General features: G+C 61.2%; 31 protein-coding genes. 22 read left to right on the top strand and 9 right to left on the bottom strand.

Annotated features, from left to right (window positions below):
- Positions 1–89: 89 nt before the first annotated feature.
- Together FHT87_RS29745 and FHT87_RS29740 are read right to left on the bottom strand one after the other, a co-directional pair.
- Positions 90–794 (bottom strand): phosphatase PAP2 family protein, encoded by a 705-nt coding sequence (locus FHT87_RS29745; RefSeq protein ID WP_183735814.1) that lies wholly within the window; start codon positions 792–794, stop codon positions 90–92.
- Positions 795–1,538: 744 nt separating this feature from the next.
- A complete protein-coding gene (locus FHT87_RS29740; RefSeq protein ID WP_183806270.1) occupies positions 1,539–1,991 on the bottom strand; it encodes an Lrp/AsnC family transcriptional regulator in 453 nt (150 codons plus the stop codon).
- A 119-nt stretch (positions 1,992–2,110) separates the two neighbouring features.
- Between FHT87_RS29740 and FHT87_RS29735 the strand changes: the two genes are divergently transcribed.
- The 3 genes from FHT87_RS29735 (at position 2,111) to FHT87_RS29725 (ending at position 5,188) form a co-directional block, all read left to right on the top strand.
- On the top strand, positions 2,111–3,088 hold the full coding sequence (locus FHT87_RS29735) for a nucleoside recognition domain-containing protein (protein ID WP_183806268.1): 978 nt from the start codon (positions 2,111–2,113) through the stop codon (positions 3,086–3,088).
- 183 nt (positions 3,089–3,271) lie between these two features.
- Complete coding sequence (locus FHT87_RS29730) at positions 3,272–3,664, top strand: hypothetical protein (protein WP_183806267.1); 393 nt, start codon at positions 3,272–3,274, stop codon at positions 3,662–3,664.
- A 177-nt stretch (positions 3,665–3,841) separates the two neighbouring features.
- Positions 3,842–5,188 carry a carbohydrate porin gene (locus FHT87_RS29725; RefSeq protein WP_183806265.1) on the top strand — a complete coding sequence of 449 codons (1,347 nt, stop codon included), beginning with the start codon at positions 3,842–3,844 and terminating at the stop codon, positions 5,186–5,188.
- 33 nt (positions 5,189–5,221) lie between these two features.
- On the opposite strand, the gene FHT87_RS29720 is transcribed toward FHT87_RS29725, so the two are convergent.
- The gene (locus tag FHT87_RS29720; RefSeq protein ID WP_183806423.1) at positions 5,222–6,112 is read right to left on the bottom strand and encodes a hypothetical protein; all 891 of its coding nucleotides are present in this window, start codon (positions 6,110–6,112) and stop codon (positions 5,222–5,224) included.
- A 317-nt stretch (positions 6,113–6,429) separates the two neighbouring features.
- Here FHT87_RS29720 and FHT87_RS29715 point away from each other — a divergent pair, with 317 nt between their 5' ends.
- Together FHT87_RS29715 and FHT87_RS29710 are read left to right on the top strand one after the other, a co-directional pair.
- Positions 6,430–6,645, top strand: coding sequence for a hypothetical protein (locus FHT87_RS29715; RefSeq protein ID WP_183806263.1), 216 nt, complete (start codon positions 6,430–6,432; stop codon positions 6,643–6,645).
- 81 nt (positions 6,646–6,726) lie between these two features.
- Complete coding sequence (locus FHT87_RS29710; protein WP_183806261.1) at positions 6,727–7,518, top strand: potassium channel family protein; 792 nt, start codon at positions 6,727–6,729, stop codon at positions 7,516–7,518.
- An 89-nt stretch (positions 7,519–7,607) separates the two neighbouring features.
- Here FHT87_RS29710 and FHT87_RS29705 read toward each other — a convergent pair whose 3' ends face one another.
- The gene (locus FHT87_RS29705; protein ID WP_246699692.1) at positions 7,608–7,844 is read right to left on the bottom strand and encodes a hypothetical protein; all 237 of its coding nucleotides are present in this window, start codon (positions 7,842–7,844) and stop codon (positions 7,608–7,610) included.
- 86 nt (positions 7,845–7,930) lie between these two features.
- Here FHT87_RS29705 and FHT87_RS29700 point away from each other — a divergent pair, with 86 nt between their 5' ends.
- Positions 7,931–8,797, top strand: coding sequence for a LysR family transcriptional regulator (locus FHT87_RS29700; RefSeq protein ID WP_183806259.1), 867 nt, complete (start codon positions 7,931–7,933; stop codon positions 8,795–8,797).
- A 6-nt stretch (positions 8,798–8,803) separates the two neighbouring features.
- Here FHT87_RS29700 and FHT87_RS29695 read toward each other — a convergent pair whose 3' ends face one another.
- Positions 8,804–9,007, bottom strand: a complete 204-nt coding sequence (locus tag FHT87_RS29695; RefSeq protein WP_183735806.1) for a hypothetical protein — start codon at positions 9,005–9,007, stop codon at positions 8,804–8,806.
- Positions 9,008–9,163: 156 nt separating this feature from the next.
- Between FHT87_RS29695 and FHT87_RS29690 the strand changes: the two genes are divergently transcribed.
- From FHT87_RS29690 to FHT87_RS31455, 3 genes are all read left to right on the top strand, one after another.
- Positions 9,164–9,388 (top strand): antitoxin MazE family protein, encoded by a 225-nt coding sequence (locus FHT87_RS29690; RefSeq protein WP_183806257.1) that lies wholly within the window; start codon positions 9,164–9,166, stop codon positions 9,386–9,388.
- Positions 9,385–9,741 (top strand): type II toxin-antitoxin system PemK/MazF family toxin, encoded by a 357-nt coding sequence (locus FHT87_RS29685; RefSeq protein ID WP_183806255.1) that lies wholly within the window; start codon positions 9,385–9,387, stop codon positions 9,739–9,741. Before FHT87_RS29690 ends, FHT87_RS29685 begins: the two co-directional genes overlap by 4 nt.
- 151 nt (positions 9,742–9,892) lie before the next feature.
- Positions 9,893–10,024, top strand: coding sequence for a hypothetical protein (locus tag FHT87_RS31455; RefSeq protein ID WP_281411244.1), 132 nt, complete (start codon positions 9,893–9,895; stop codon positions 10,022–10,024).
- 5 nt (positions 10,025–10,029) lie between these two features.
- Here the strand turns inward: FHT87_RS31455 and FHT87_RS29680 are convergent, their stop codons facing one another.
- Complete coding sequence (locus tag FHT87_RS29680) at positions 10,030–10,704, bottom strand: RNA polymerase sigma factor (RefSeq protein ID WP_183806253.1); 675 nt, start codon at positions 10,702–10,704, stop codon at positions 10,030–10,032.
- Positions 10,705–10,852: 148 nt separating this feature from the next.
- Between FHT87_RS29680 and FHT87_RS29675 the strand changes: the two genes are divergently transcribed.
- Both FHT87_RS29675 and FHT87_RS29670 read left to right on the top strand, forming a co-directional pair.
- Positions 10,853–11,374, top strand: a complete 522-nt coding sequence (locus FHT87_RS29675) for a DUF4142 domain-containing protein (protein WP_183735802.1) — start codon at positions 10,853–10,855, stop codon at positions 11,372–11,374.
- Positions 11,371–11,688, top strand: a complete 318-nt coding sequence (locus FHT87_RS29670; RefSeq protein WP_183806251.1) for a cupredoxin domain-containing protein — start codon at positions 11,371–11,373, stop codon at positions 11,686–11,688. Before FHT87_RS29675 ends, FHT87_RS29670 begins: the two co-directional genes overlap by 4 nt.
- A 266-nt stretch (positions 11,689–11,954) precedes the next feature.
- On the opposite strand, the gene FHT87_RS29665 is transcribed toward FHT87_RS29670, so the two are convergent.
- Complete coding sequence (locus tag FHT87_RS29665; RefSeq protein WP_183806249.1) at positions 11,955–12,695, bottom strand: phosphatase PAP2 family protein; 741 nt, start codon at positions 12,693–12,695, stop codon at positions 11,955–11,957.
- A gap of 306 nt (positions 12,696–13,001) precedes the next feature.
- On the opposite strand from FHT87_RS29665, the gene FHT87_RS29660 reads away from it, so the two are divergent.
- Both FHT87_RS29660 and FHT87_RS29655 read left to right on the top strand, forming a co-directional pair.
- The gene (locus FHT87_RS29660; protein WP_183735798.1) at positions 13,002–13,694 is read left to right on the top strand and encodes a response regulator; all 693 of its coding nucleotides are present in this window, start codon (positions 13,002–13,004) and stop codon (positions 13,692–13,694) included.
- On the top strand, positions 13,691–14,860 hold the full coding sequence (locus tag FHT87_RS29655; RefSeq protein WP_183806247.1) for an ATP-binding protein: 1,170 nt from the start codon (positions 13,691–13,693) through the stop codon (positions 14,858–14,860). The genes FHT87_RS29660 and FHT87_RS29655 overlap by 4 nt, the downstream gene beginning before the upstream one ends.
- A gap of 40 nt (positions 14,861–14,900) precedes the next feature.
- Here the strand turns inward: FHT87_RS29655 and FHT87_RS29650 are convergent, their stop codons facing one another.
- Positions 14,901–15,848 carry a DUF535 family protein gene (locus tag FHT87_RS29650; protein ID WP_183806245.1) on the bottom strand — a complete coding sequence of 316 codons (948 nt, stop codon included), beginning with the start codon at positions 15,846–15,848 and terminating at the stop codon, positions 14,901–14,903.
- A 484-nt stretch (positions 15,849–16,332) separates the two neighbouring features.
- On the opposite strand from FHT87_RS29650, the gene FHT87_RS29645 reads away from it, so the two are divergent.
- The 8 genes from FHT87_RS29645 (at position 16,333) to FHT87_RS31330 (ending at position 23,129) form a co-directional block, all read left to right on the top strand.
- On the top strand, positions 16,333–16,572 hold the full coding sequence (locus FHT87_RS29645) for a hypothetical protein (RefSeq protein ID WP_183806243.1): 240 nt from the start codon (positions 16,333–16,335) through the stop codon (positions 16,570–16,572).
- Positions 16,573–16,587: 15 nt separating this feature from the next.
- Positions 16,588–18,273 carry a portal protein gene (locus tag FHT87_RS29640; protein WP_183806241.1) on the top strand — a complete coding sequence of 562 codons (1,686 nt, stop codon included), beginning with the start codon at positions 16,588–16,590 and terminating at the stop codon, positions 18,271–18,273.
- Positions 18,273–18,626: a hypothetical protein gene (locus FHT87_RS29635; RefSeq protein WP_183806240.1), complete on the top strand. Its 354-nt coding sequence runs from the start codon at positions 18,273–18,275 to the stop codon at positions 18,624–18,626. Before FHT87_RS29640 ends, FHT87_RS29635 begins: the two co-directional genes overlap by 1 nt.
- The gene (locus FHT87_RS29630) at positions 18,610–19,308 is read left to right on the top strand and encodes a hypothetical protein (RefSeq protein ID WP_183806238.1); all 699 of its coding nucleotides are present in this window, start codon (positions 18,610–18,612) and stop codon (positions 19,306–19,308) included. The genes FHT87_RS29635 and FHT87_RS29630 overlap by 17 nt, the downstream gene beginning before the upstream one ends.
- 6 nt (positions 19,309–19,314) lie before the next feature.
- Positions 19,315–20,349: a major capsid protein gene (locus FHT87_RS29625; protein WP_183735792.1), complete on the top strand. Its 1,035-nt coding sequence runs from the start codon at positions 19,315–19,317 to the stop codon at positions 20,347–20,349.
- Between the two features lie 64 nt (positions 20,350–20,413).
- Positions 20,414–20,824, top strand: a complete 411-nt coding sequence (locus FHT87_RS29620; RefSeq protein ID WP_183806236.1) for a Bbp16 family capsid cement protein — start codon at positions 20,414–20,416, stop codon at positions 20,822–20,824.
- A complete protein-coding gene (locus FHT87_RS29615; RefSeq protein WP_183735790.1) occupies positions 20,817–21,131 on the top strand; it encodes a hypothetical protein in 315 nt (104 codons plus the stop codon). Before FHT87_RS29620 ends, FHT87_RS29615 begins: the two co-directional genes overlap by 8 nt.
- A 75-nt stretch (positions 21,132–21,206) precedes the next feature.
- Positions 21,207–23,129: an SGNH/GDSL hydrolase family protein gene (locus FHT87_RS31330; RefSeq protein ID WP_246699691.1), complete on the top strand. Its 1,923-nt coding sequence runs from the start codon at positions 21,207–21,209 to the stop codon at positions 23,127–23,129.
- Positions 23,130–23,850: 721 nt separating this feature from the next.
- Here FHT87_RS31330 and FHT87_RS29605 read toward each other — a convergent pair.
- Positions 23,851–24,114 (bottom strand): hypothetical protein, encoded by a 264-nt coding sequence (locus FHT87_RS29605; RefSeq protein WP_183806234.1) that lies wholly within the window; start codon positions 24,112–24,114, stop codon positions 23,851–23,853.
- 240 nt (positions 24,115–24,354) lie between these two features.
- Between FHT87_RS29605 and FHT87_RS29600 the strand changes: the two genes are divergently transcribed.
- Positions 24,355–25,353 carry a hypothetical protein gene (locus FHT87_RS29600; protein ID WP_183806233.1) on the top strand — a complete coding sequence of 333 codons (999 nt, stop codon included), beginning with the start codon at positions 24,355–24,357 and terminating at the stop codon, positions 25,351–25,353.
- The last annotated feature ends 39 nt before the right edge of the window (positions 25,354–25,392 follow it).

Raw genomic sequence — 25,392 nt, 5'->3', positions numbered from 1 at the left:
GCGCACCTTTCGGCTTGCGGACGCAAGCCGGCTGGATTCCTGTGATGATCCCGGAACAAGCCCGAGGACGGGAATGAGTTGAGTGGGCACTACCGCTCGCTCTCAGCCTCATCAGCAGTCCGCGCGATGAAGCGCTTCGAGACCAGCCAGCACAACAGCGCCCAGAGCGAACCGGCAACCCAGCCGGCGAGCACATCGGTCGGGTAATGGACGCCGAGATAGATGCGGCTGAGGCCGATGATGGTGGCGAGGAAGATGCCCGCCCCCATGACGAAGATGCGTGTGGCGCGGAAGCGCTGCGTGCGCGCCAGAAGCGCCCCGAGCGTGAGATAGGTGACGGCCGAGACCATCGCATGGCCGCTCGGGAAGCTCAGATCGTTGACATCGACGAGATGCGGAACCACGTCCGGCCTGGCGCGGGCGACGATGATCTTCAGGCCCGTACTCGCCAGCCAGCCGCTGAAAACCGAGAGGAACAGGAAGACGGCAATTGTGGTCTTGCGGTCGAGCAGCAGATAGACGGTGGCCAGCAGCGTCAGGATCGCCAGCACGGTGACCCCGCCGAGGCTGGTAATGTCGCCCATCGCATGAACAAGCCAGTGCGGGCCGATCGGCCGGCCGAGATCGCCGGGTTGGCGCAGCCACAGCAGGATCGTCTGGTCGAAGCCCTGCGTTTCGCCCTCCAGCACCTCGCTCGTCAACTGCTGCAGCAGGAAGACGCCGCCGGCGAGGCAGGCGAAGGTAATGAGCGTCATCGGCTCATATTGGTTCAGCCAGGTCTTGATACGGTTCATTCTTCTCCCATCGGACGGTGTTGTGCGCCTGAAAGTCCCGGCGCAGGAACTCATCAACTGTGTGCAGCGGTTTGATTTGGCAAGGGGTGGCGTCGTGCCGCACCGCACAACAGAGCGACTGTCTCCGAAGTCAAGCGTTTTGCCATGTTTTCTGGTCTCAGATCGAAATTGAGACGATCTGTAAGATCTAACCCAAATGACACGAAGATAGTTTCGCGCAGAGATGGATATATTTTTGTGGACTACAGTATAAGTTAAGTCTATATTGTTAATAATCCCATGCCATCGTGTTAATTTTCCTCACGTTCCGGCTTTTCCAAGAGCCAGGTTCATATGTAACGGGCTTTCCTAAGGTGCTTTGTACGTCGTTTGAACACGAGGGCCGCGGCGAGACTTTGCAGAATGTGAATTTGGAGGATTTCCGATGATACGTTTGGATAAGGCAATCGCAGCCTTCGCCTTCCTCTTGGTTGCCGTGATCTGCTCGTCCTGCACCCCCGGTGGCCCCGGTGCCCGGAACTTGAACGAGCCTTTGAACATGGCCTGCAAGGATGGCTTCACGGCCAGAGGCGGCGGCTCTTGCAACTTTTAAGACCAGAGTTGAGAGTAATAGCCTGCCGCGGGCTGAGCTATAGCTAGGCTGCAGGCGGATGACGTCAAGTTACAAGGGGGGTTCCGCACGGCACAACATCAAAGACAGCCGCCGAACCCTCGCCTTCGGGCGCCACCCAGCCAGCGAACCCATCAAAGCCTGATGGCAGTCTCCTCTTTCGCCGTCCGGATGACGATCATGGTGAAATAGCGGGCAACATTGTTTTCGTCGCGGAAAAGACGTTCGCACAGGCTATCGAATTCCTCCATATCGCGCAGGCGCAGCATCAGCACGACATCGGTTGCACCCGTGACGGAATAGGCTTGCGACACGGCCTCTTCGGCGATGGCGATATCGAGAAAGCGGCGCATATGCGCCTCGCCGTGCAGCTTCAGTTCCACGGTCACCAGGGCCTTGATCCCACGTCCGGCTTTTGCCGGATTGAGGATAGCGACGATGCGGTCGATGACGCCGGATTTGCGCAGCCGCTGCACGCGGCGCAGACAGCTGGAGGGAGCAAGACCCACCTCGTCGGCCATTTCGATATTCGTGCGCGATGCGTCGCGCTGCATCAGGTTCAGAAGTTTTCGGTCGATCCGGTCCATTCCCGCAGCATATCCGCCAGACACGCCTTTGCAATAAAATTGCAAGGCGCTGCAATCTTTGACCGAAAATTCGAAGCGAACGGGTCTAGCAGATGGAGACGTCACAAAAGGAGTCTCACATGCCGTTCCTGTCGTTCATCCGGCGCAACACCAGCCAGACACTGGGCATCTACTGGGTGCTTGTCCGCATCACCGTTCCGATTGCCATCCTGACGGAGCTGCTGTCGCGGATGGGAGCGGTCAAGGCGGTTGCGCCCGCCTTTGCACCTGTCATGAACCTGATCGGGCTGCCCCCGGAGCTGGGACTGGCCTGGCTGACGGGCATGCTGGTCGGGATCTGGGGCGCCATTCCCCTCGTCTTCACCCTCGTTCCCGTTTCCTCGCTCAGCGTCGCCGACGTCACGGTTTTCTCGGCCCTCATTCTGTTCGCGCACGGTCTGCCAATCGAGCAGAAGATCATCCAGAAGGCCGGTCCCGGCATGATCGCGACGACGGTGCTGCGCATCGCGGGCGGCCTGCTCTATGCCTTCATGCTGCACCATGTTTTCTCGGCGACGGGATGGCTCTCGTATCAGGTCGATCCTGTCTGGCTGCCGATGAGCGCAACGCCCGACTGGGCCGATTACATCTGGAGCCTTGCCGGGACCATGGTCTGGATGCTCGTCATCCTCCTCGTCCTGTCCTGGGGTCTTGAAATCCTCAAGGTGACCGGGCTCATGGAGATGATGATGAAGGCTCTTTCGCCTGTGCTGCGTCTCGCCGGCATCCGCGGCGAGGCCGGGCATCTGACGGCGATCGGCCTATTTCTGGGCATTTCCTACGGCGCCGGGCTGCTGATCCGCGAGGCGCAATCGGGCTCGGTGGCGCCGCGCCAGATCTTTCTCTCCTGCGTGTTCATGGGCTTCGCGCACAGCGTGATCGAGGATACGATCGTGGTGATGTCGCTCGGCGCCAATCTGCACGGCGTCCTGACCGGCCGGCTCGTCTTCGCGGTCGCGGCATGCGCGGCGATTGCGGCCCTGCTTCGCCGCCTGCCCGACAAAGCGTTCTTTGCGCAGATGTTCCGGCTGGGAAACATGGAGGCCGAGCGCCGATAGAGACGATCACATCGGGCTCACCGAACTTTGTACTCACCTCTTCATCTACTGCTTTCTCGACCTTCGTATAGTTACAAATCCCGGCTAACCCGGTGATCCTGATGCGGCTGAAAGACAGTCGCCGCCTGTCGCCGCGGGAGCCTCTCCTGTTCAGGCACGGAGCAGCGGCAGAAAGGACCAAAAATGTCTGGAATGACGAAAAGCCTCGTGATCTCGTTCGGCCTCGCCCTGATCTCCCTATCGGTTGCAGAGGCAAAACCCATGTCGCCTGCCACGGTCGTGACAAGCGGACAACACAAGCTGTTGGCGGACGATAGCGGCCGATCGCTTTACACCTTCGACAAGGACCAGCCCGGCAAGTCCGAATGCACACTGCTTTGTGCCCTCGCCTGGCCCCCCTTTGAAGCGCCGGCCGGCGCCAAGGCCTCCGGTCCCTGGAGCATTGTCACACGGCCGACCGGGGTAACCCAGTGGGCTTACAACGGCTCGCCGCTCTACACCTATCACTTCGATTCCAATCCTGGCGATATCCACGGCGACGGCGCCGAAGGCGTTTGGCATCTTGCCAGGCCGTGACGGCATAACGCGTATCGAACTGGCGACAGGGCAAGCCGAGTCTTCCATACCGCCCCGACAAACTTGTCCTGCCGCGCGATTCGTTCCAATGATGGCAAGCTCATGTTCGCGCCAAAGGCGCTATAGGTGAGCGCCTTTGCATCCTCCCAAATCAGAGCCTCCGGAAAAGGGAAGAGAATGAAAAAGGTACCCGCCGCCCTCGTATTTGCGATTGCTGTCTGCGGCGCGGAAGCACGGGCGGACGATATGGCGCCGCCATCCTATGCCGACACCACATTGACCGGCGATTGGCACGGCGCCCGCAACCGCCTGCGGGATCAGGGGATCACCTTCACGATGTCGCAGACCAGCGATGTGCTCGGCAATGTATCGGGCGGCCTGAAACGGGGAACGGCCTATGACGGTCTTTTTCAGTTGCAGGGCGATTTCGACATGAGCCGGCTGGCAGGCTGGACCGGCGGCAGCATTCATATCTCCGGTTATGCGATCCAGGGTCAGGGCCTGTCCGGAAAGGATGTCGGCAATCTTCTGACGGCAACCTCTGTCGAGGCCGATCCCGGCTTCAGACTGGGCGAATTCTATCTCTCGCAGAGCCTCATGAACGACAAGGTGACGGTGAAGCTCGGGCAAATTCTGGCGGACCAGAATTTCGCGATCAGCAATACGGCCAGCCTTTTCGTCAACTCGACATTCGGATGGCCCGGCATCTTTGCCGCGGATCTTCCAGGCGGAGGCCCGGCCTATCCCTTCGCCGTTCCGGGCGCTCAGATCATCGTCAAACCCGACGATGCCTGGACCCTGCAGGCCGCCGTCTTCAATGGCAGCCCGACCGGATCGGACCCTGACGGCAATGCAAACGGACTGGGATTTCCGCTCGGAGACGGCGTGCTTGCGATTGCCGAGGCGGCCTATGCCTATACGCCTGGAAAGGGCGATTACGGCTTGCCGGGCACCTACAAGATCGGCGCCTGGTACAATTCCGAAAAGTTCGACAGCCTGTCCACCGCATCGAACGGCGTTTCGCTCGCCGATCCCCTGTCGAGCGGCAGCCCGCGCCGGCTCTCGGGCAATTTTGCGGTCTATGCCGTTGTCGATCAGACGCTCTGGCAGGAGCCCGGCAGCACGGATAACGGCCTCAATGGATTTTTCCGTGTCGCGGTTGCGCCGCAGCAGGACCGCAACAGCATGAACTGGTATTTCGACATGGGCCTTGCCTATAAGGGGCTTCTGCCTGGCCGCGACGATGACACCGCCGGCGTCAGCTTTGCCTATGCCAGCATGAGTTCGGGCATGTCGGACCTGGCAAAGGCCGAGAATGCTTTTTCCGGGACGTCGCAGCCGGTTCCGAGTTCCGAGGCCGTGATCGAAGCCACGTATCAGGCTGCCGTCACGCCATGGCTGTCGGCCCAGCCCTTCTTTCAATATGTCATCCGTCCCGGCGGCAATGCAGCCGATCCCGACAAGCCCGGCTCGCGGATCGAGAATGCGGCGATCTTCGGCTTCCGGGCCGTGACAACCTTTTGAGAGGGCGGCGCCGTTTCAGACGCCGCTCTCCCTCTACACCAGCGGCCCGCGGCTCGTGGCCACCAGATCCTCTTCCTCATCGCGCTGATGCCCGCCGAACGCGGCAGCCGCAGCGGCGATGAAGGCGCCGACCAGCAGCGACAAAGAGCCGATCAAGGCCGAGGTCGCCGCAGCCTTGCGGGCCTCGTCGGCGGCAGCCTGTGCTGCGACCTTGGCGTCGTCGATCTGCTTCAGCACGGTATCGACCCTGGCGCGGGCATCGGCCTCGGAAAGCCCTGTGCGGGCCGACACGATGCCGGCAATATAGGTCTTGTCGCCATCCGGCACCGAGCCGTTGACAGCGCCCTGCAGCAGGATGCGGGAGATCTCGGCAGCAGCCGCGCCATTATCCTCGTTGACGCGATTGCCGATATTCTGCGGCCGCAAGAGCGCATCGGTGAAATAGGCGGTGGATAGACCAGGCCCCGTCGAATCCGTGTCCGAAGCCGAGGCGGCGGCCCCTCCGGCGACACCGGCAGCCATTGCGGCCTGACCGGCAGCACTTGCCCCAGCGCCTGCAAGCGAGGTCAGCGACGATGCCAGGAAGCCGGCGACGAAGACGGTCGCGAGCGCCCAGCTGAGGAAACCGTGCGCCGTATCGCGGAAGAACACCTCGTCGGTATGGATCGCCGCCCACTTGGTACGCAGCCGTCCGGTCAGATAACCGCCGAAGGCCGAGGACAGCCATTGCACGACGACCAGCCAGATCGCCGCGGTGACGCCGACGGTCGTGGCCGAGCTGCTTTCGCCCGACCATGGGGAGACCATCGTCAGACCGACGCCGGAGCCGAGCAGCAGCAGGATGAGCGTGATGCCCGTCGCCGCCACGGCGCCGCCGATGATCGGCCCCCAGGCCATGGCCGATTTCGATGATTCGACCGGCATCACGCCGGTCCGCCCGCTTTCGAGGCCGGAGCCTCCGATAACTGTTCTGTCTTCAGCAAGAGACATGGCAGCCTCCTATCGCATGAAGAGAACGAGCAGGATGACGATCGGCAGCGGGATACCCAGAAGCCAGAGAAGAATACCGCGACCCATTTGAAAATCCTCCGTGAATTGAATGTGTTCGCGGAGATCGAACGCCGGCGGATGCTGTTTGTTCCGGGAACGGGTGTGGCGCTGGGGACAAGCCCTCGAATCTACCCCTCGATGGAACAGGAGAGTCTGCCCCGCGTTGCGTTTTTAGAGAAAAGGAGCGCCTCATGCCCCAGAAGACAAAACCGCTCGTCGAAGTCGCCGCAAAGACCGAGGACGGCCGCGTGCCACTTGGCATCATGAACACCAAGCAGGCACTCGACCTGCCCGATGAGCTCGATGTGGAAGTCTCCCATCCTGACAAGGAGCCCGGCGCGACCGATCACTTCATCGACAAGGAAGAGCTTCGCAGCGTCGGAAGAAAAGCCCGTGGCAAGCAGTAAGCCATGGGCTGCGAGCGGCTGAGGATTCCTCCTTGGATTGACCGCCGTTGATACCTGCGGCAAGCGAGCTATCTCGCCTGCATGGATCATCTCTTCGACGACGACACGCATCACAAGAGCCTGCGCGCGGGACTGCGACGCATCGAGCGGGGCGAAGGCCGTAAGGCCGTGCTCCTGCAATTCGTCTTTACCGTCGTAGACATCGCCATCCTCGCCTTCTTCGTGCTCGGCCCCTATTTCCGCGCCGCCCCCACCTATCTCGTCATCGACTACGTCATCGCCGTCTGGATCGCCGCCGAGACCGCGGCGCGCGCCATCGCGGCACCCTCGCTGCGCAGCTGGATCCTGCGGCCGATGACCTGGATCGATTTCATCGTGCTGGCAACGCTGCTCTTCCCTAATGCGCTCTTCAACTTCGCCTTCCTGCGCGTCATGCGGCTCTGGGCGATCGGACGAAGCCCGCTGCTGAAGGTGGCGCTGCACCGGATGGGCTGCGGCTACGCGATCGATGTTGTGCGCGCGGTGATCAATTTCCTGGTCTTCCTCTTCCTCGTGACGGGCTTCGTCTACACCTCCTTCTTCTACAACCAGCCGGGCGGCGAAGGTTTCGTGGACGCGCTCTATTTTACTGTCGCGACCGTGACCACGACGGGCTTCGGCGACATCACACTGCCCGGCACGCTCGGCAAGCTCACCTCGGTAGTGACCATGATCGTCGGCATCTCGCTCTTCGTGCGCCTGGCGCAGGCGGTGGTGCGGCCGCACAAGGTGACCTTTGCCTGCCACCGCTGCGGCCTGCAGCGCCACGATGCCGATGCCGTCCACTGCAAGGCCTGCGGCGAAGTCCTCAACATTCCCGACGAAGGCGCGTAGGCCGAACGCGGCACGCTGAAAAGAGTGGATGGTCTTGGGCCGTGGCGAGACTGGGCGCAGCGGGTCGAGGGCGAAGCCCTGCCTTGCGGTCACTTCATTCCCGAGGAAGCGCCTGACGCCGTCATCGCGCATTTCACCCGGTTCCTCGGCGCCGGCGCCTGATCTGCCTTGTAGGGTCTCCACGCCATCCGGCTCAGAAGCGGCAAGGCCCATCGCAACCCGTCCCATTCCGGCGCATCGAGCGGATCGGCGAGCGGGTCTTGTCTCTGCCGGCGGCTTTGCCTGTGAAGCTCGTTTGAAAGCATGATCCAGTTGAGAAGCATCATCCTGCCTCCATCTATGTCAGATGCAACTGACCTAAGGCGCACCCACCCGCAAAGGTAGACGCATGGATAAAAGGGGGTTTTCATCCATGAAAGAGGCCAGCTGGGACGATCTGCAGCTCTTTTTCCATGTCGCGACATCAGGCGGCCTTACGGGGGCTGCGGCACGCACCGGCCTCAGCGCGCCGACCATCGGCAGGCGCATGCTGGCGCTGGAGCGGGCGACGGGGCGCACGCTCTTCCGGCGCGGCCCGACTGGCTATCTGCTCGCCGAGGATGGCGAGACGCTGTTCGAGCGTGTTCTCGTCATGCAGCAGGCGGCAGAGACGATCGCCGACTGGCGCGGCGACGTTTTGAGCCTGCCGATCGTTTCGACCGGGGCAGATGCCTGGATGTTATGGTTCATCGCCGGCCACCTGCCGGCCGTTTGGCAGCCGGAAGACCGGTTCCGCATGTGCTACAAGGCGCTCGATACCGGTCTTGATCTCACCTACCGCGAGGCGCATCTCGCCATCATGCATGGCCGGCCGGAGCGCGGCAATTTCGCAACCCGCCGTTCGGTCTCCGTTGCCCACGCTGCCTATCAGGCCGCCACTTTCAGCGCCGCCAATCACAACTGGATTTCGCTCGGAACGGAGATTGCGGTGACACCGGCCGACAAATGGACCTTCGGGCAGCCGGACCACTGGATCACCAGCTGGACGAACACGCCGCTGATGCTGCTCCATCTCATCCGCGGCGGCGCCGGCCGCGGCCTGCTGCCTTGCTTCATGGGCGATGCCGAGCCCGGCCTGGTCCGCGCCGGGCCTGTGATCGACAGCCTGACCTATGACATCTGGATCACCGTTCATGAAGATGAGCGCCAGCGCCCGGAAGTGCGCACTGTTATCGACAGGCTGGGCGCGCTGTTTGCCGCCCATGCGGATCTCTTCGCGGGCAAATGCGAGCGCGTCTGAAATGCTCTATAGGGCGGCGGGTGCTGCTCCACGCCTCGGCCATTGCGGCGGCTGCACGGTCGGGTGGATGACATCCTCGGTTTCGGCCTCGTCGTCGCAGGTCGCCTGCAGCTTCAAAGCGCTGCCTTCGATCCCATCGAGCAGGGATTGAACGTCATCGAACCGGCCGAGAAGCCGGTGGGTCAGTCTCTTGAATTTGCGTCTGGACATGATGGGCTCCTTCGATCCGGAAACGCCGGGGATCGAAGAAAGTTCGGCGCCGATAGGGCATCTTTTCCTGCTGCGGGAAGCGCTGCCCTCCTTGAAAGCACTGGCAATACCATCCATCTCATAGTAGGTTACATGTAACCTTTCCGGAGTGTCGTCATGGCTGGAGCATCAAGTCCGAAGTCCTCGCGCGAGAAGGTGCGCGAACATCGCGAGCGCTTGCGGTCGCAGGGCCTGCGCCCGATCCAGATCTGGGTGCCGGATGTGCGTGCATCATCGTTCAAGTCGGAGGCGCACCGCCAGTCTCTGGCCGTGGCCGCCAGCGCTCATGGCCATGCCGATCAGGCGTTCATCGACGCGGTCTCCGACTGGGACGACGAATGAAGCGCGGAGAGATCTGGACCGTCGCGGGCGGCAAGGATTATGCGGGCAAGCCGCGCCCCGTCGTCATCGTCCAGGACGACAGCTTCGACGCGACGGACTCGATCACCATTTGCGCCTTCACCACGGATCCGACCGACGCACCGCTGTTCCGGCTCCCGGTCGAGCCGAAGGAACGAAATGGCCTGCGCTCTCCTTCCCTGCTGATGGTAGACAAGATCACGACTGTCCCCAAGTCCAAGGTCGGCGACCGGCTCGGACGGCTCGACGACGAGGACGTGGTCCGGTTCAATCAGGCCGTCATGGTCTTCCTCGGGTTGGCGATCTCCCCAAGACTGGGCCGGATAGAAGAATAGCAGGAAAGCGTGTCCGCATGGTTCGGGTATAGGGGCCAACACGGGAATAATAGAGGGCCGCTGGCGGCCTCAGGCGACGCGAAACAGGAACGAATTCCATCCTAAATTGTTATCCGGCCAGCAATATCCTGGATCGGATCGGCCGATGCGAATGCTCATGATGATAATCCTGGCACTGATGATCGCATCGGTGGTCGGCATATTGGCGGTGAAAATGTTCGACGGCGGCGGCACCAAGAGCAAGACGCCGCCGCCCGTCATTCAGCAGTCGGAACCGAAGTGAGCCCCTCACCGCTCCATCAATGCCCTCATCACCTTCTCCGTCAACCGGTCGCATTTCCAGCCGGCGAAGGGAAAGGCATCCATCGCGATCGGCCCGATCATCTCGTCGAGCTGGCGGCGGAGCAACGCGCGTGCCCGGTGCAGGCGGCTGCGGACGGTTTCGGGTTTGAGGGAAAGCATTTCGGCGGTTTCCTCGACGCTCATCTCCTCGATCACCCTGGCGATGAAGACGAGGCGGAATTCTTCCGGCAGGCTGTCGGTCGCCTCTTCCACGAGTTTCAGGATCTGTCGCTGCGCCATTGATGTCTCGGGATTGTCGATCGGCGAACCGGTTGGGAAATCGAGGATGCGGCCTTGCATCGTATCGACGGGCATTTCGGGCGTTCGCCGCGCCTTACGAAGTCTGCCAAGCGCCTCGTTCATGACGATGCGCGTCAGCCAGGTGGAAAAGGCGCTGGTACCCTGGAAATCGGCAAGGTGGCGGAATGCCTTGAGATAGGCATCCTGCAGGGCATCTTCGGCCATGGCATCATCGCGCAGGATGCCGCGGGCAATGCGGAACAGCCGGCGGTTATAACGCCGCATGATGGCACGGAAGCCGGCGGGATCGCGCGCGAGCGCCATCGCCACCAGCTCCGGGTCGCTTCTCTCTTCTATCGAAATCTCCGCCTGCTGCGCCATGGCTCATCCTTTTTCCCTATTGGATGCCGCGGCAAGGCGAAGGTTCCCGATATCTCAAAAAATCTTTTCGGGAACGTCTGCCCGATGCCGGCATCCAAGTCTGCGTAGGAAACATCGACCGGCGCATTGCCGCCGGATGGAGGACCAGATGCAGAAACATCTTATCGCCGCCCTTGCCGCCTTCGCGCTCTCCGCCCCCGCGGCGCTATCGGCCGGCGCAGCGCCCACCGATCCGCAGATCGCCCATATCGCCTATACGGCCGGCGTCATCGATATCGAGGCGGCCAAGCAGGCGGTCGAAAAATCCAGGGATAAGGAGGTCGTCGCCTTCGCCAAGGATATGATCCGCGACCACGAAGCCGTCAACAAGCAGGCGCTCGATCTCGTCAAGAAGCTGAAGGTGACGCCCGAGGATAACGATACCAGCAAGTCGCTGACATCGGCCGCCAAGGCCGAGCGGGAAAAGCTCTCCAAGCTCAAGGGTGCGGCCTTCGACAAGGCCTATGTCGACAACGAAGTCGCCTACCACAAGCAGGTCAACGAGGCGCTGAAGACGGCGCTGATCCCGGCCGCGCAGAATCCGGATCTGAAGGCCCTGCTCGAGACCGGCCTGAAACTCTTCGAAGGCCATGAGCAGCATGCCGAGCATGTTGCCTCGATGCTGAAATGACCATGGCGTTCGTGTTGAAACTCTGCCTTGCGGCCGGTCTCTTCCTTTGCGGAACGGCCGCAGGTGCCGCGACGATCGAGGTGACGATCGAGAAACTGGAGTTCAAGCCGGCGGCGGTGACGGCGCGGCCGGGCGATACGATCGTTTGGCGGAACAAAGATGTGATGGATCACACCGCGACGTCGAAAGGGAATTTCGATGTGGTGATACCCCCGGGCAAGTCGGGGTCGATGGTGGTCAAGGGTGATGGGGTGGTGGGGTATTACTGCCGGTATCATCCGAATATGAAGGGACGGATCGAGTTGGGGCGGTAGGGTTGGATTACTCCCCATCTTGTTGGAAAAACAATGAAAGGCCGTACCCGGCGCCCCCTCACCCTAACCCTCTCCCCGCTGGGTAGAGGGGACTTGCCACGCAATAGCTTCGAGATCGCCGAGACGGTGCGGCATCCCCTTCTCCCCAGCGGGGAGAAGGTGGCCCGAAGGGTCGGATGAGGGGGCCGCGCGCTCCACTTTAGCGGCTTCTCCGGCTCCGCTTGCCCCTCAATCATTCACCGTCACGCTCCCACTCCAGTTCCCCCTCACCGCCAAAGCTTTTCTTCCGTATACACATCCATCCAGCGCCAGACCCAGGCCATGGCGAACATCGTCAGCAGCCAGCCAAGCACGACGTCCGAAAGGAAATGAGCGCCGAAAATCACGCGATTGAATGCCACGAACAAGAGGCAGGGCACCAAGACCATCGCGGCCGCCCACCTGAGCCTGGCGGGCACCAGAACCAGCAGCGACAGTGACGCCGCCGCTGCGGAAGCCTCGCCGGACGGGAAGGAGCAGTTGCGGCTGCACGCGGCGGAAAACTGCCACACCGGCGTGAAATCCATGGTTCCACCGAACTCGGCAAGCTCGCGCGGCCGTACACGCCCGATGAGAACCTTGAGCGTCTGAACCGTGAAGAGCGGGCCTGCGACAAAGCTCAGGAGCACGAACAAGGGCTTTTCGGGCGGGCAGAACCGCATTCGTCCCGGCAGGAGCCACTGCAGCGCGATCAGCACGATCATCGAGCCGATAAGATAGGGTTGTGCGAGGCGGCTGATATCCCTTACCGCCAGCAGGAATGGATCGTCGGCCAGAATGAAGGTCTGTCCGCTTGCAAACCAGCGCGAGACGATGAGATCGAGATTGGGAAAGACGACAAAGACGAAACTGACCCAGACGATCGACGTGCCGATCGCGGCGAGCGCCCGGTCAGCCTCGGATGGCGTTGCCGGCAAGCCCACGCCGCTGGAGGCAGGATTCCAGGAATCGAACACAAATTTTCGCATGCCGGCATCTCCGAAAGCTGCAGCATCGGCCCGAAAATCGGAATCGATTTTCGGAAAGCCTGATGCGCCAAATCAAAGGGTTAGAGCGTCCGTTGCGCGTCCGGACGGATGCGCGGCGCTCTAATCGGCGGCAAGCTGGTTTCGAATTGTCAAGAAATGGCGAGGAAGCGATCAAGGCGCTGTTGAGAACAGGTTGGCCGGTCGCTAAAAGCGCGCTTGCAAATTGCAGAAATCTCCTCCGTCCGCGATGGTGGACGTCCGGCGGCAAAGCCGGCAAAGGCAATTGAACAACCGCAGGGCATTGGGGTGGATAACAGTCTCGTTCTGATCGTTGAGGATGAACCGGCAATCGCGCAGATACTGGAAGGATATTTGTTGCGTGACGGGTTCCGTACCGTTCGCGCCGGCGACGGCGAAATAGCGCTTCAACATCATGCCCATCTGAAACCGGATCTTGTGCTGCTTGACGTGCGCCTGCCGAAACTCGACGGTTTCGACGTGCTCGCGCGTCTGCGGCAAGCCGGGTCGACGCCGGTCATCATGGTGACGGCCATTGCCGACGACATCGACCGGTTGGCTGGTCTGCGCCTCGGCGCCGATGATTATGTGGTCAAACCGTTCAACCCGCAGGAGGTCGTGGCCCGGGTCAAGGCCGTCCTGCGCCGGACGCGGGGAGAACACGCCAACGTCATCAAGCGGTTTGGGCCTATAGAGGTCGATTTCACCAGCCACACTGCGTTTGTCACGAGCGACGAGCGCCGCACGCATCTATCCCTGACGCTCAGCGAATTTCGAATTCTCGCCTATATGATCCGCCATCCGACCCAGGCTTTCGCGCGCGCCGATATTCTCGACGCCTGCCTGCCGGAAAGCGACGCCCTGGTGCGCACTGTCGACACGCATATTTCCAACCTTCGGCGCAAACTGGAAGAGTTGGGGCAGAACGGCTTCTTTCCTGCCGTGAGGGGAATTGGCTATCGTTTTTCGGATCCAAGATGAAGATATCAAGGCTCCCCTCGCTGCCGCTTGCAACGGTCACCGCTGTCACCATCGCAGTGATGCTGCTTCTCAGCGTCGGCATGACCTATCTCGGGGCCATCTGGTATTCCACCTATCTCGAGGAAAGCATTATTGAAAACCTGCCGCCGAGAGCCGCGGCTGCTTATCGCGATCTGGACAATGGCGTCGTCCCCGACCAGGATTCGCTCAAGCTCCTCCTCGCCAACCTCAATGGGCTGCAGGAAGAACAGACAGATTTCCAGCTCCAGATCCTGATTCTGACCTGCGGCCTGCTTTCGGCCCTTGTCTGCGCCATCATCGGGATATTTCTGGCGCGGCGGATCGCAAGGCCTCTCGCAGAACTCACATCTGCTGCCGAAGGCCTGAAATCCGGCGACTTCTCAGTGAGCGTCACGGCGTCGCGCCATGCCACCCGAGAAGTCTCCAGTCTTATGGATACGTTCAATGCGCTGGCGGCAAGCCTCGACAGCATGGAAAAAAGGCTGCGCTTCAACAACATGGCGGTCGCCCACGAATTGCGCACGCCACTGACGATCCTGCGGGGTTCGTTGCAGGGCATGCTCGACGGCGTTTTCCCGATGGACCGGAAGATGATGTCCGATCTCCTGGTCCAGGTGGAGGGCCTTGGAAGAATTGTCGAGGATCTGCGCACCTTGTCCCTGGCGATCGGCCAGAAACTCGTCATGGAGCGTGAACGGACCGACGTGTCGCAGGTGGTGGCAGCGGTGCTGACATCCGCCAAACCCATGCTGGAGACCAGCACGCTGACGCTCGAAACCGGTCTGCAACCCGCCTTCCTATCGGTCGACTCCCCGCGCATTCGCCAGGCCGTGCTGGCGCTTCTGGAAAACGCCTGCCGTTACGCGGCAGACGGCAACTGGCTGCGCTGCGAAACGGAGCAATTGCCGGATGAGAGCGTCGTCATCCGTTTTCTGGATCGAGGTCCCGGATTTCCTGAAGGACTGGATGCGGTGGCCACGAACCCCTTCTGGCGCGGCGATCCCTCCCGGTCTCGCGCAACGGGCGGTACGGGACTGGGACTATCGGTGGTGCAGGCCATCGCGCTTGCCCATGGCGGACATCTTGAATTCGCAAACCGGCAAGGCGGCGGCGCAATGGTTGCAATCCACCTGCGTCCGGCATAGTGCGCACGGGGCCAAGCACCCTCAATGGAACACTTCACCCTCAATGGAACAATTCGCCAATCATGTGGAAACGCGATTTGCTCCGGCTGCGCCTGTCCGTTCCGCCGATTGCTGACTTGGGCACCCTGAACCCGTAGACATCTTCGGGCTCGGCAGAGCGCTCGGCCCAGAACGCATCGATCGCCGACAGCATCATGGAGCGTCGTTTGCGGCGGCGATATTGTATCGGCTGCCTGGCCCGCGAGACGGCCAGGAAATACGGCATGCCGCCTTCGACAGTCAGCCCCTGCAGCACGATCAGGATCGCCTCCTTCGGGCGAACGCCTCGGAGATCGCGGGTCGCCTCGACGATCAGCCGCTTTCCATTGCGAGGCCCCTGCATGCTGCCGATGACGAAGGTGTAGCCGCCCTGAGCGCCCTGGCGAAGGAATGTGAACCTGCCGGTGCATAGGAGGGCCTTGTCGCGTGTGCGGACAAGCTCGACGGCGAAGACACCCTCGTGACGTCCGCCGCAAAGATCGGCCAGTGCGATGCGGCACGTATAGGCCTCGTTGCGGCCGTTCACCACGCCGATCTCAAGCCTTTCCCCCTGCCACAGCCGCATCATGGTTTCCCTGGCCAGGATCTTGTCCGCGACAAGGAAATGCTCGACGAGACGTGCGAGACGCCCGGAATTGGGCATTCCGTAAACCAGGAACTTCGACAGCGGCTTCTGCAGCAACGCGTCATGCGGGGCCGGAAACGCCCGTGCTGCGGCAAAACCCGCAAGGAAGCGCCACCAGCTGATGGTCAGGAGCGGATGGGCGGCAAAGCGAAACCAGAACAGAACGCCGCGCTTCCAGCGGGCTCGCAGAACGAAAGTCAATATTCTCCAGAGCACGAGAAATCGGAATTGCCGTGGTCCATCGGCGATTTCGAGCGCTGAGTACTGAGGAGTGGTGGAGATTTCGCCTTTTACCGCTGCGGCGATCACTTCATTCTGGATCATGTTTCAAGCCCCGACGCGTGTGGTTGCGGCCAACCATCTGCGGCGGGACTATCAAGATCGTGGCAAGAAACCGTGGTCATCGCGGGGAGGACTGCCGGGGTGGCGGCCTTGATTTGCAGGCAGTGCTGTGACACGCAATCCCTGCAAAAAGCTCCCGGTCTTGTGCCGTGGGATACCCCCCTCTGCCCTGCCGGGCGTCTCCCCCACAAGGAGGGAGATTAGCTGGGGGCGCCGGCTTCCCCAAACTATCAACGCTGCAAACTGTGCGACGTCAGTGATGTGCGAAGGTCAGGCCACTTGTCGATCTCCCCACCTGTGGGGGAGACGCCCGGCAGGGCAGAGGGGGTGAGCCACACGGCACAGCGCTAGATCCCCACCCCCATGTCACCCCCACAACCTTTCACCCGCAGGCTGCCTCCCATCGACGCCGAACCGGCTGGAGACCACCCTCCTCCAACCGCTCAACCTCACGATCGGATGCCCCATGTGCATGTTCTCCTCGCCGCCGAAAGCCGAGCCGCCGCAGGCGCCACCCGAATACGCCCAGCAGAAGACGCCCGATTATGCTGCGGCCCAATCCACCGCCGCACGACGCGCCTCCGACAAGGTGAAGGGGGTGCCCTCCACCATCCTCACCTCGCCTTCGGGCGCACCTGTTCTCGCCGATACGCAATCGCCGGCGCTCTCGGGCAATACGCTCAAGAAGACGCTGCTCGGGCAATAGAGGCTGACATCATCTATGGAAAATCCTCGTCGCGACAACGAGACGCAAATTGCCTATCACCGCCGCCGGCTGGCGGAACTGAAGGAGGTCCGCCAGCCCTGGGAAGCAGAGTGGCGGGCGCTGGCAGAGCATATCGAGCCGACGCGGCTCAGACTTCAATCCGACCGGGAAGGCCCGCGCTCGCGTGACAAGATCATCGACAGCACCGGCAGCCATGCCTATGAGACGCTGAAGTCAGGCATGCATTCCGGCCTCACCTCGCCCGCCCGGCCCTGGTTTCGGCTGACCACCTTCGATCCCGATCTGAAGAAGCAGGATTCCGTCAAAGTCTATCTCGCTGCCGTGCAGGACAAGATGCGCGAGGTCTTTGCCGCGTCGAACCTCTACCGCGCCTTCCATATCGGCTATGGCGATCTCGGCCAGTTCGGCCAGTCCGTCGCCATTCTCGTGGAAGACGAGGAGACGGTCATCCGCGTACAGCAGCTGGTGCATGGCCGTTTCTGGATATCAAGGGATCACAAGGGCAAGGCGACCACGCTCTACCGCACCTTCCGCTGGAGCGTGCAGCGCATCATCGAGCGCTTCGGCTACGACAATGTGCCGGAGCGGCTGAGGAGCCTCTATGACAGCTCGAAATATGGCGAATGTTTCGATGTCTATCACGCCATCGAACCGCGCTATGACCGCGACCCCAGACTGATCGACAAGCGCAACAAGGCCTTCCTCTCCAATTACTGGATCGATGAGCTCGGCGGCGATCTCCTGGAAGAAAGCGGCTTCGACTCGAACCCGATCATCGCGCCGGCCTGGGAGCTTTCCGAAGACGATCACTATGCGCTCTCGCCCGGCCAGAAGGCGCTCGGCGATATCAGGATGCTGCAGCTGGAGCAGACGCGAAAGCTCGAAGGCATCGACAAGAAGGTGCGCCCGCCGATGAACGCGCCGACCTCGATGCAGAACAGCCCGGCCTCGCTGCTGCCGGGCGCCGTCAACTATGTCGACGACCCCACCGGCAAGGGTTTTAGGCCGGCGATGGAGGTGAACCTCAGCCTGGCTGAACTGCGCGAGGATATCCAGGAAGTGCAGAACCGCATCGAGAAGACCTTCTTTGCCGATCTCTTCTTCGCCATCACCAATATGGAAGGCGTGCAGCCGCGCAATCAGTTCGAGCTGACCCAGCGCAAGGAAGAGCAGCTGCTGCAGCTCGGTCCCGTCTTGGAAAACGTCTTCGGCGATCAACTGGGACCGACCATCGACCGCACCTTCGATATTCTGGCCGCCCGCGACGAGCTGCCCCCACCGCCGCCGGAGCTGCAGGGAACCGAGCTGAAGGTCGAGTATATTTCCACGCTCGCGCAGGCACAGCAGGCGGTTGCGACAGGCGCGATCGAGCGCGGCGTCGCCTTCATGGGCCAGGTCTCCGCCGTCAAGCCGGAAGCGCTGGACAAGCTCGATGTCGACGAGGCGATCGATCTCTATTTCGACGCGATCGGCGCCCCGCCCTCGATGATCCTCGCCGACGACAAGGTGGAGGATATGCGCGCCCAACGCGCCCAGCAGATGCAGGCGGCACAGACGGCGCAGATGGCCTCGCAGGTGGCGCCTGCGCTGAACCAGGGCGCCAAGGCCGCACAGGTGCTGGCCGATGCCAATGACAACCCGAACGGCGCAGCACTTCTGCGCCAGCTGGGGCTCGCTTGATGGATCATTTTAAGGATCAACCATCCATCCCCCAAACCATTCAGCGAGACGAAATCACGACGGCGTTTCGCGAGGTCTTCGCGACCGCCTCCGGCAAGCGCGTGCTGTTCTGGATGCTGGAACAATGCGCCGTCTATCAGGAGGCCTATGCGGGAGAGCTTGGCAACGCGACGCATTACACGCTCGGAAAACAGGGCGTCGGCCGCCGGCTGATCGCCGAGCTCGATCGCATCGACCCGACGCTCTATCCGCGCCTGCTGCTGGCCATCGCGGATCTCAAGGCAAGTGACAAGGCAGCGGCGGCAAGCCGCGCCGAACAAGAGGAAGGCGAAGACCATGATATCGATGCTTAGCAGGAGCCCCTTTCCGGCCGTTCTGCACAGCGCCGAGGGAACCGGCAGCGGTGGCGGCGAAAGTGCTGCACCGGAAACCGTTCTGTTTCCGGACGATGCGGCATCACCGGACGGTGACAGCGGTGGCGACGATCATGCCGACGCCGCCGATCACGACACCGGCAAGCCCGACGATACCGATGACAACGACCCCGATGACCGCGTCCCCGATGATGGCCGCTATTCGCTCACCATGCCCGAGGGCATCGAGGTGGATCAGGAACTGATCGATGCGCTCGGCCCTGATTTCCACAATCTCGGCCTGACCAACCGGCAGGCGCAGCAGCTGGCCGACCGCTTCATCGAGATCCAGGGCCGCCGCGGCAAGGCGGCTTCCGAAGCCTGGGCCGGCCGCGTTCAGGGCTGGGCAGACGAAGCCCGCCGGGACCGCGAGATCGGCGGGGCGAAGTGGAGCGGCACCGTGGGCTCGGCCCAGCGCGCGCTCTCGCGGCTCGGCACGCCGGCGCTGCGCGAGTACCTCAATACCAGCGGCGGCGGCAACCACCCCGAAATGATCAGAATTTTCGCAAAGGTCGGATCGATGATCCAGGAGGACAACCCACCGAACGGCGGCGCGGGCGGAAACGGCAGGAAAGCCGAAACCGCGCACCTGATGTTTCCCAAAGACGCACCGAAGGGCTGATAAGACATGGCCACCATTGGCAGCTACTACCCCAATCTCGTTGACGCATTCAAAGGCTCTGCCGAAGGCGCCGTCATCGAGCTTCTCTCCCAGCAGAACCCGATCCTCGACGACGCGATGGCCGTCGAGTGCAACATGGATGCCGTGCACCGCCATATGGTGCGCACCGGCCTGCCCTCCGTTTCCTGGGGCCGGCTCTACCAGGGCATCAAGCAGTCCAAGGCCACCATGCAGCAGGTGGACGATACGACGGGTTTCGTGCATGCCCGCTCCGAAATCGACATGCGCCTGCTCGATCTGGCACCCGATAAGGCCAAGGCCCGTCTCGTCGACACCATGCCCTTCATCGAGTCGCTGAGCCAGGAAATGGCCTCCGGCCTCTTCTACCATGACACGGCGACGACCCCGGAAAAGTTCAAGGGACTGTCGGCCCGCTACGCCGCCTATAACCCGAACCTGCCGAACCCGGCGCAGCCAAACATCGCCAACCAGGTGGTCCATGGCGGCGGCACCGGTGCCGACAACACTTCCATCTGGTTCGTCACCTGGGGCGACCACGCCACCCACCTGCTCTACCCGAAGGGCACCAAGGCCGGCGTGAAGATCGACGACAAGGGCGAGCAGCGCGTGCTGGATGCCAATGGCGACCCCTACTATGCCAAGGAAACGCTCTACACCTGGCATATCGGCGCTGCCGTCAAGGACTGGCGCTACAACGCCCGCGTCGCCAATATCGACGTGTCCGACATGATGGCCGGTACCGTCGATCTCTGGTCGCTCTTGCGCAAGGGCTACTACCGCCTGCAGTCTCGCCGGCTGAATGCCAAGGCCAGCCGCATCGCCATCTACATGAACAAGGATGTGCTCGAAGTGCTCGACGTGCAGTCGTCTGATCGCGCGCTGACCTCCGACCGGCAGAACACCGTGCACCTGACCACGCAGTTCGTCGAGGGCCAGGAAGTGAAGTTCTATCGCGGCATCCCGATCCGCGAGACGGACGCCATCCTCAACACCGAAGCCGCCGTCCCGGCGCTCGCCTGATCGTCTCCCTCAAGCCCGCCGTCTTGAGCGGCGGGCAACCCCTATCTAACGAAAGGCACTTCCCATGATTTTCGACCGGCAGACGCTGCTTTCGGACGCGCAGGTTATCACCGCAACCGGCCCCAGCACCAATGTCATCAATCTCGGCCCGATCAAGGCCGGCCTCACCCGCGATATCGGCAAGGGCGAACCAATCCCCTTCCTGATGCAGGTGGTGGAAAGCTTCAACAACCTCACCTCGCTCGCTGTCACCATCCAGACCGACGACAACGAGGCCTTCGCCTCGCCGAAGGCGGTCATCACCACGACCCTCAACCTCGCCGATCTCAAGGCCGGCAAGATCATCCCGCCGAGCCATATCCCGCGCGGCACGGATGAGGTTTACCTGCGCCTGCTCTACACCGTGACCGGCACGGCCCCCACCACGGGCAAGATCACCGCCGGCTTCACCGCTGGGGTTCCCTCGCATGGTTGATGTCGTCGCCACCGAGCGCGGCTATTTCGGCAGCATCCGGCGCGAACCCGGCGAGCGTTTCAGCTTGCCGGACGCGCTCTGGAAGGACGAGAAGCGCCGCCCGAAATGGGTGCGTCTCGCCCGATCCGGTGACAAATCCACTGGCAAGGCGGAAGCGGAGCCGGCCGAGAAAAAGCCGGCCGCAAAGCCCGTCAGGGCTTCCCCGCCTCCTGAACCAGTTGGCAACGGTGTGCAGGAAGCTCTTGGCGGCCCTGCCCCAGATTGGGTGCCGCCGGAAATCCAGAACTCCTCCCAGCCTGTCGATTGACACCCCCGATTGACAGGCCACCTCGGGCGGCTTCGGCCGCTCTTTTTTCTCTTCGAGCGAAGGCAGAGCGCACCGATGGCGAAACTCTATAATATGCAGCGCGTCCAGGGCGTCGTCATCGTTCCCGACGGCACGCGCATGTTCAACAACCGCCCTGTCATCGGCATCCGCGATGTGGGCGACACCACCCTGTTCGCCGATAACAGGCCTGTCCTCGGCGTCGAGATCGTCACCGATGGCGCGACCGTCCATAACGACCTGCCCGTGCTCGGCGCCGTCAGGATATCGGATGGGCGCAGCCTCTATGGCAACGCGCCGGTCATTCCGGTCAAAGGCGGTGCGCCAAGTTCGCTCTCGGATGTTTTCCTGACCGGGACGCCGATGAATACGCTCGAGATCACCGTCCAGCCCGCCACCTATGATTTCGCCCCTGATAGCATCAGCCGGCAGATGCAGGTTTCCGATGACGGATCGACCGGGTGGACGAACACGGGAAGCCCGTTCGGGGGAACGACATTCGCTTTGGGAACGCTGACGGGGAAATACCTGCGGGTGATCGAGACCGCGATGGCGGACACCACCCCCGTCGAAACCACGAGCGCATCAATCGGCCCCGTCGCGGCATTCGTTGCCCTGCCGAGCACGCCGCTTGCCGCCGGCGAACTCCTGGGCGCCATCGGCGACAGCTACGTCGCCTACAACAACCTTGATTTCAACCCCAACATCCCCGACACCACAGCGGGTCGCGCCGGCTTCAGCATCGGCATCGGCTTGATCGAGTGGGCAAAACGTCTCGACCCGCGTTTCCGTGTCGATCAGTGGTTCGACACGACGTCGCCGCTGGGACTGAACAGCTCGGGGTTCAACAACGCGAAAGCGGCCGATCATCTCGCCTTTTCAGGCGCTGGTTTTCTGGGTGGCATTGTCGCCCGTCTCGATGCCTTCCTGCTTGGCGATTTCAAGGCCGTGATCTTCGAAGGCGGCTCGAATACCCTATCATCCGGGGACGATGGCGAGTTCTCCCTGACCTATCTGATCACGAAGTTCGACGAGGGCCTGTCGAAGATCCGCAAGGCCGGCAAACTCGCCATTGTCGTAAAGGTGCCATACCGCGGCGATTGGCCTGCTGGTGACGACCGCCATGCCATGCGTATCGCCTTCAACGCATGGATCGCCACGCAGGCCACCCGCGATGGCATCGTCGCGGTTCTCGATCTCGATACGGTGCTTGCGCCTGGTGGCGTTCCTGACCTCGGCATGTATCTGAGCGATAAGATACATCAGAACCCGAAAGCTGCCCGCGCCATCGGCGAGGATATCCTTCTTCCGGTCATTCAAAACCTCTTTTCTGCCGGCACCTTCATCGACCTCGACCCGGCCAACAACAACCTCGCTCCATCAGGCATATCGCTGCTCAACGGCGGCACTGCCGGGACATGGGCGAATACCAATGCAAACCGCACCGGCGCTGGACAAGTTGCCACAGGGGTTGCCATCAGCGTCGTGCGCAATGTCTCGGCCGTGGCTTCAATCGTGGATATAGGCGGAGGTTATAAGGCCCAGCGCATCGACTACACCCCGCTTCAGGTCGATATCGGCCCCTATTTCGAGCTTGTCGCCCAGTCCATTTCCGTTCCGTTCACCCTCGATCAGACGAAATGGTATCGCGCCATGTGCGAGCTCCAGACCTTCGACGGCACGCCGGCTTTCATCGAATTGCGCTACATGACCCGCCAGGGCACGACAAACCGCTCAAGCGGCTTCAGCGGCTATCGCCTCTCCTCCGACACCTTCGTTCTCGGTATGGGACGCTCGGGAACCTACAAGCTCATCTCCGAGCCCTTCCGATGGGATCCGGCCTGGGGAACCGCCGACCGCGTCGGCATCGAGATCCGCATCACCGGCGACCGCACCGCGCCGCCGTCAGCCGTTCAGTTTTCGAAGATCAAGGTCATGGAAGACGTTGATCCTGTGGCGCTGTGGGGGTTCGGCGCGTAGCGCCCACCCGATGATCGAAAAGATGGGGCTCGCCGCGCTACTCGATACTGGGACGAGCCCCGCTTGCCTGATCTGCTCAGCCGCATCAGGCAGGGAAACAAACCACGCCGAGAGGTCATAGTCGCGTGAAATTGGTGTGACATGTGACGCCCGTCACAGTGTCGCGCTCCTGGCCTGCGCAGGCGGGGGATTTCGCAAAAAGACGCCCGCCGAAGCGGGCGACAGGTAGACCGCCGGCGATCTGAACGGTTGAGGAACAAACGTCAAGCGGTCCACTAGGGAACCGAAAACATTGTATAAAGTTCCGCCCTCTAACGAAGGAGTGATTGCGTCTATGCCACGCGGGTGCCGACGTCGCGGGAGCAAAAAACGGCCCGTCGCGGCCGGTGAGTCCCATCAATGAAGAGTTTGGATCTTTCGCGGGTTCGCGGAAGTTATTGATATGCATGCAGGCTCCCCAACCAGAAGGCGAAGATACACCTCATGCGCGAAAATTACGCAAGAACCTTTTTGGACTCTTGTGACAAAGGTAACAGGAAGCTAACGCCATGCCCTGCCGCCCGATTATCGGAAGCAGGTAACTCGTGCTCGTGACAGCGCAGACGCGAACATGGTTTCTCGCGATAGCGGCATACATGCGGGTCCCTTCCCGCCCGTCAACGATGGTACATACTCACGTTAGCGAAAGCGGCTGCCCTGGCGTCGACCCTAATGGCCTGGTCTACCAACGGCGGTTGGCGTCGAACTCTTCGCGCTCAAATTCGGTCATCTGGCGGTAAGCCCACCTGCCATCGATGACCTTCCGCATGACGGGGCCGGTGATCGGCATCTTCGTGTTGATATCGGTAACATCGCCGGAGACGCGAGCGAATGCCCAGTCGTCCTCGTATCCACCGTTCCGGTACATCATCCAGAAACGCTTAAGCGCAGATGACAAGAAATGGAAAATGTCTTTGGCGGTTTCGCCAACGGTAGTTGTTCGCATTTGAAAATCCCCAGCAACTTGGGGATGCTGCAAATTACGCCGAAAGACAATCGTGACTTTTTAGGGGTGGCTTAGGCGAGCCGGACTTTTATTGGTCTTTTTGTTAGCCGACATCCGTTGCGTCTGCGTAAGAAGGCCGTTACCTATTAGAATATAAGTCTCCAAATCGTGGAATCTTTAAACCAGCTGAGCGATTAGTAGAGAATCTACAGCATCCATAGCAACGGCAGTAGGTTTAACATGGAATTGCTCGACTTTATTCCGGAAGAATACCTTCATTATCAATTCGCTCTGATGAACGAGCGTACGCTAAGCATGCTTCCATCAAGCGTGAGCATTGTGCTTCGCATTACCGGTGACAACAACCTTCGAATACGCACCACGGCCACGCCGGATCCTGATGGTCGGCAATCCTACGCGATACTCGTTTCGAAGGATCTCATTGAGTTCATAACGAGGTACTTTTTCGGCGTTGCGCGTTGCGCAGGTTCAATTAATGGGGTCGAGATACCAAACCCTCAGCCAAGCGGAATTACACACAGGTGGATCCCTGAACTGGAGAGGATTGAAGCCGTACTCAACACAATTCCGGCGGATCTCGATCTCGACGAGCAAAGGACTGACCTGTTCCTAGCTTTGATTGAAGTTGCATGGGACTTATTGCTATTTCATGAAACCGCGCACATCACCGAGGGGCACATCAACTTCATGCGAATGGAGCCGCAACGGTTCAAGGCTGACGCAGCGTATTCTCGAAGTTGCGAAATTCAGGCTGACGAAACCGCTCATCGTTGGCTGCGCGAACGCATGACGTGCCTGACATATGCTTGGATCAAAGGGGCTCAGCTTGGAAATGCAGCGTACAGCAAAAGTTCCCAATTTTCAGCTTTCGTGGCGTCGACGTTATTTCTCAAAATGCGCGTAAATGCCTCGACCTTCGGGCATGAGAGCGATCAGTACCTTCCTCGCGAAATAAGGCATCGGTTAGCCATACGGCAGATACTTCAAGAAGGATCGTTCGAAACTAAGGAAACACTGTATGATGCCATGCTCTTAGCAGAGGTCGAAGCGCTTCGCATTTTTGATCTGGTAATGGGGTGGCCAGAGAGAACTGAAAAGGTGCTATTTGTTGATATTCCGCCTGAAGAGCAGCAAGAATATCTCGCTAAGGCGATTGTGGATTACGAAAGGCTCCGGGGTGAGTGGACGAAATACCAGCCAACCCAACGAACGGACTAAACATCCATAGGCCGTGCCAGTTCACCTCGCGCAAACCAC

Origin of the sequence: Rhizobium sp. BK316, assembly GCF_014193695.1 — a bacterium.
Lineage (GTDB): Bacteria > Pseudomonadota > Alphaproteobacteria > Rhizobiales > Rhizobiaceae > Rhizobium.
This window is presented reverse-complemented; position numbering and strand designations above follow the sequence as displayed.

Coding starts and splice junctions, on each gene's coding strand:
- FHT87_RS29645 (WP_183806243.1), top strand. CDS start 16,333: ATGTGCATGTTCTCCTCGCCGCCGAAAGCCGAGCCGCCGCAGGCGCCA.
- FHT87_RS29730 (WP_183806267.1), top strand. CDS start 3,272: ATGTCTGGAATGACGAAAAGCCTCGTGATCTCGTTCGGCCTCGCCCTG.
- FHT87_RS29620 (WP_183806236.1), top strand. CDS start 20,414: ATGATTTTCGACCGGCAGACGCTGCTTTCGGACGCGCAGGTTATCACC.
- FHT87_RS29665 (WP_183806249.1), bottom strand. CDS start 12,695: ATGCGAAAATTTGTGTTCGATTCCTGGAATCCTGCCTCCAGCGGCGTG.
- FHT87_RS31330 (WP_246699691.1), top strand. CDS start 21,207: ATGGCGAAACTCTATAATATGCAGCGCGTCCAGGGCGTCGTCATCGTT.
- FHT87_RS29650 (WP_183806245.1), bottom strand. CDS start 15,848: ATGATCCAGAATGAAGTGATCGCCGCAGCGGTAAAAGGCGAAATCTCC.
- FHT87_RS29625 (WP_183735792.1), top strand. CDS start 19,315: ATGGCCACCATTGGCAGCTACTACCCCAATCTCGTTGACGCATTCAAA.
- FHT87_RS29675 (WP_183735802.1), top strand. CDS start 10,853: ATGCAGAAACATCTTATCGCCGCCCTTGCCGCCTTCGCGCTCTCCGCC.
- FHT87_RS29605 (WP_183806234.1), bottom strand. CDS start 24,114: ATGCGAACAACTACCGTTGGCGAAACCGCCAAAGACATTTTCCATTTC.
- FHT87_RS29740 (WP_183806270.1), bottom strand. CDS start 1,991: ATGGACCGGATCGACCGAAAACTTCTGAACCTGATGCAGCGCGACGCA.
- FHT87_RS29640 (WP_183806241.1), top strand. CDS start 16,588: ATGGAAAATCCTCGTCGCGACAACGAGACGCAAATTGCCTATCACCGC.
- FHT87_RS29725 (WP_183806265.1), top strand. CDS start 3,842: ATGAAAAAGGTACCCGCCGCCCTCGTATTTGCGATTGCTGTCTGCGGC.
- FHT87_RS29600 (WP_183806233.1), top strand. CDS start 24,355: ATGGAATTGCTCGACTTTATTCCGGAAGAATACCTTCATTATCAATTC.
- FHT87_RS29700 (WP_183806259.1), top strand. CDS start 7,931: ATGAAAGAGGCCAGCTGGGACGATCTGCAGCTCTTTTTCCATGTCGCG.
- FHT87_RS29685 (WP_183806255.1), top strand. CDS start 9,385: ATGAAGCGCGGAGAGATCTGGACCGTCGCGGGCGGCAAGGATTATGCG.
- FHT87_RS29715 (WP_183806263.1), top strand. CDS start 6,430: ATGCCCCAGAAGACAAAACCGCTCGTCGAAGTCGCCGCAAAGACCGAG.
- FHT87_RS29690 (WP_183806257.1), top strand. CDS start 9,164: ATGGCTGGAGCATCAAGTCCGAAGTCCTCGCGCGAGAAGGTGCGCGAA.
- FHT87_RS29710 (WP_183806261.1), top strand. CDS start 6,727: ATGGATCATCTCTTCGACGACGACACGCATCACAAGAGCCTGCGCGCG.
- FHT87_RS31455 (WP_281411244.1), top strand. CDS start 9,893: ATGCTCATGATGATAATCCTGGCACTGATGATCGCATCGGTGGTCGGC.
- FHT87_RS29735 (WP_183806268.1), top strand. CDS start 2,111: ATGCCGTTCCTGTCGTTCATCCGGCGCAACACCAGCCAGACACTGGGC.
- FHT87_RS29655 (WP_183806247.1), top strand. CDS start 13,691: ATGAAGATATCAAGGCTCCCCTCGCTGCCGCTTGCAACGGTCACCGCT.
- FHT87_RS29615 (WP_183735790.1), top strand. CDS start 20,817: ATGGTTGATGTCGTCGCCACCGAGCGCGGCTATTTCGGCAGCATCCGG.
- FHT87_RS29720 (WP_183806423.1), bottom strand. CDS start 6,112: ATGCCGGTCGAATCATCGAAATCGGCCATGGCCTGGGGGCCGATCATC.
- FHT87_RS29680 (WP_183806253.1), bottom strand. CDS start 10,704: ATGGCGCAGCAGGCGGAGATTTCGATAGAAGAGAGAAGCGACCCGGAG.
- FHT87_RS29670 (WP_183806251.1), top strand. CDS start 11,371: ATGACCATGGCGTTCGTGTTGAAACTCTGCCTTGCGGCCGGTCTCTTC.
- FHT87_RS29745 (WP_183735814.1), bottom strand. CDS start 794: ATGAACCGTATCAAGACCTGGCTGAACCAATATGAGCCGATGACGCTC.
- FHT87_RS29630 (WP_183806238.1), top strand. CDS start 18,610: ATGATATCGATGCTTAGCAGGAGCCCCTTTCCGGCCGTTCTGCACAGC.
- FHT87_RS29635 (WP_183806240.1), top strand. CDS start 18,273: ATGGATCATTTTAAGGATCAACCATCCATCCCCCAAACCATTCAGCGA.
- FHT87_RS29705 (WP_246699692.1), bottom strand. CDS start 7,844: ATGATGCTTCTCAACTGGATCATGCTTTCAAACGAGCTTCACAGGCAA.
- FHT87_RS29695 (WP_183735806.1), bottom strand. CDS start 9,007: ATGTCCAGACGCAAATTCAAGAGACTGACCCACCGGCTTCTCGGCCGG.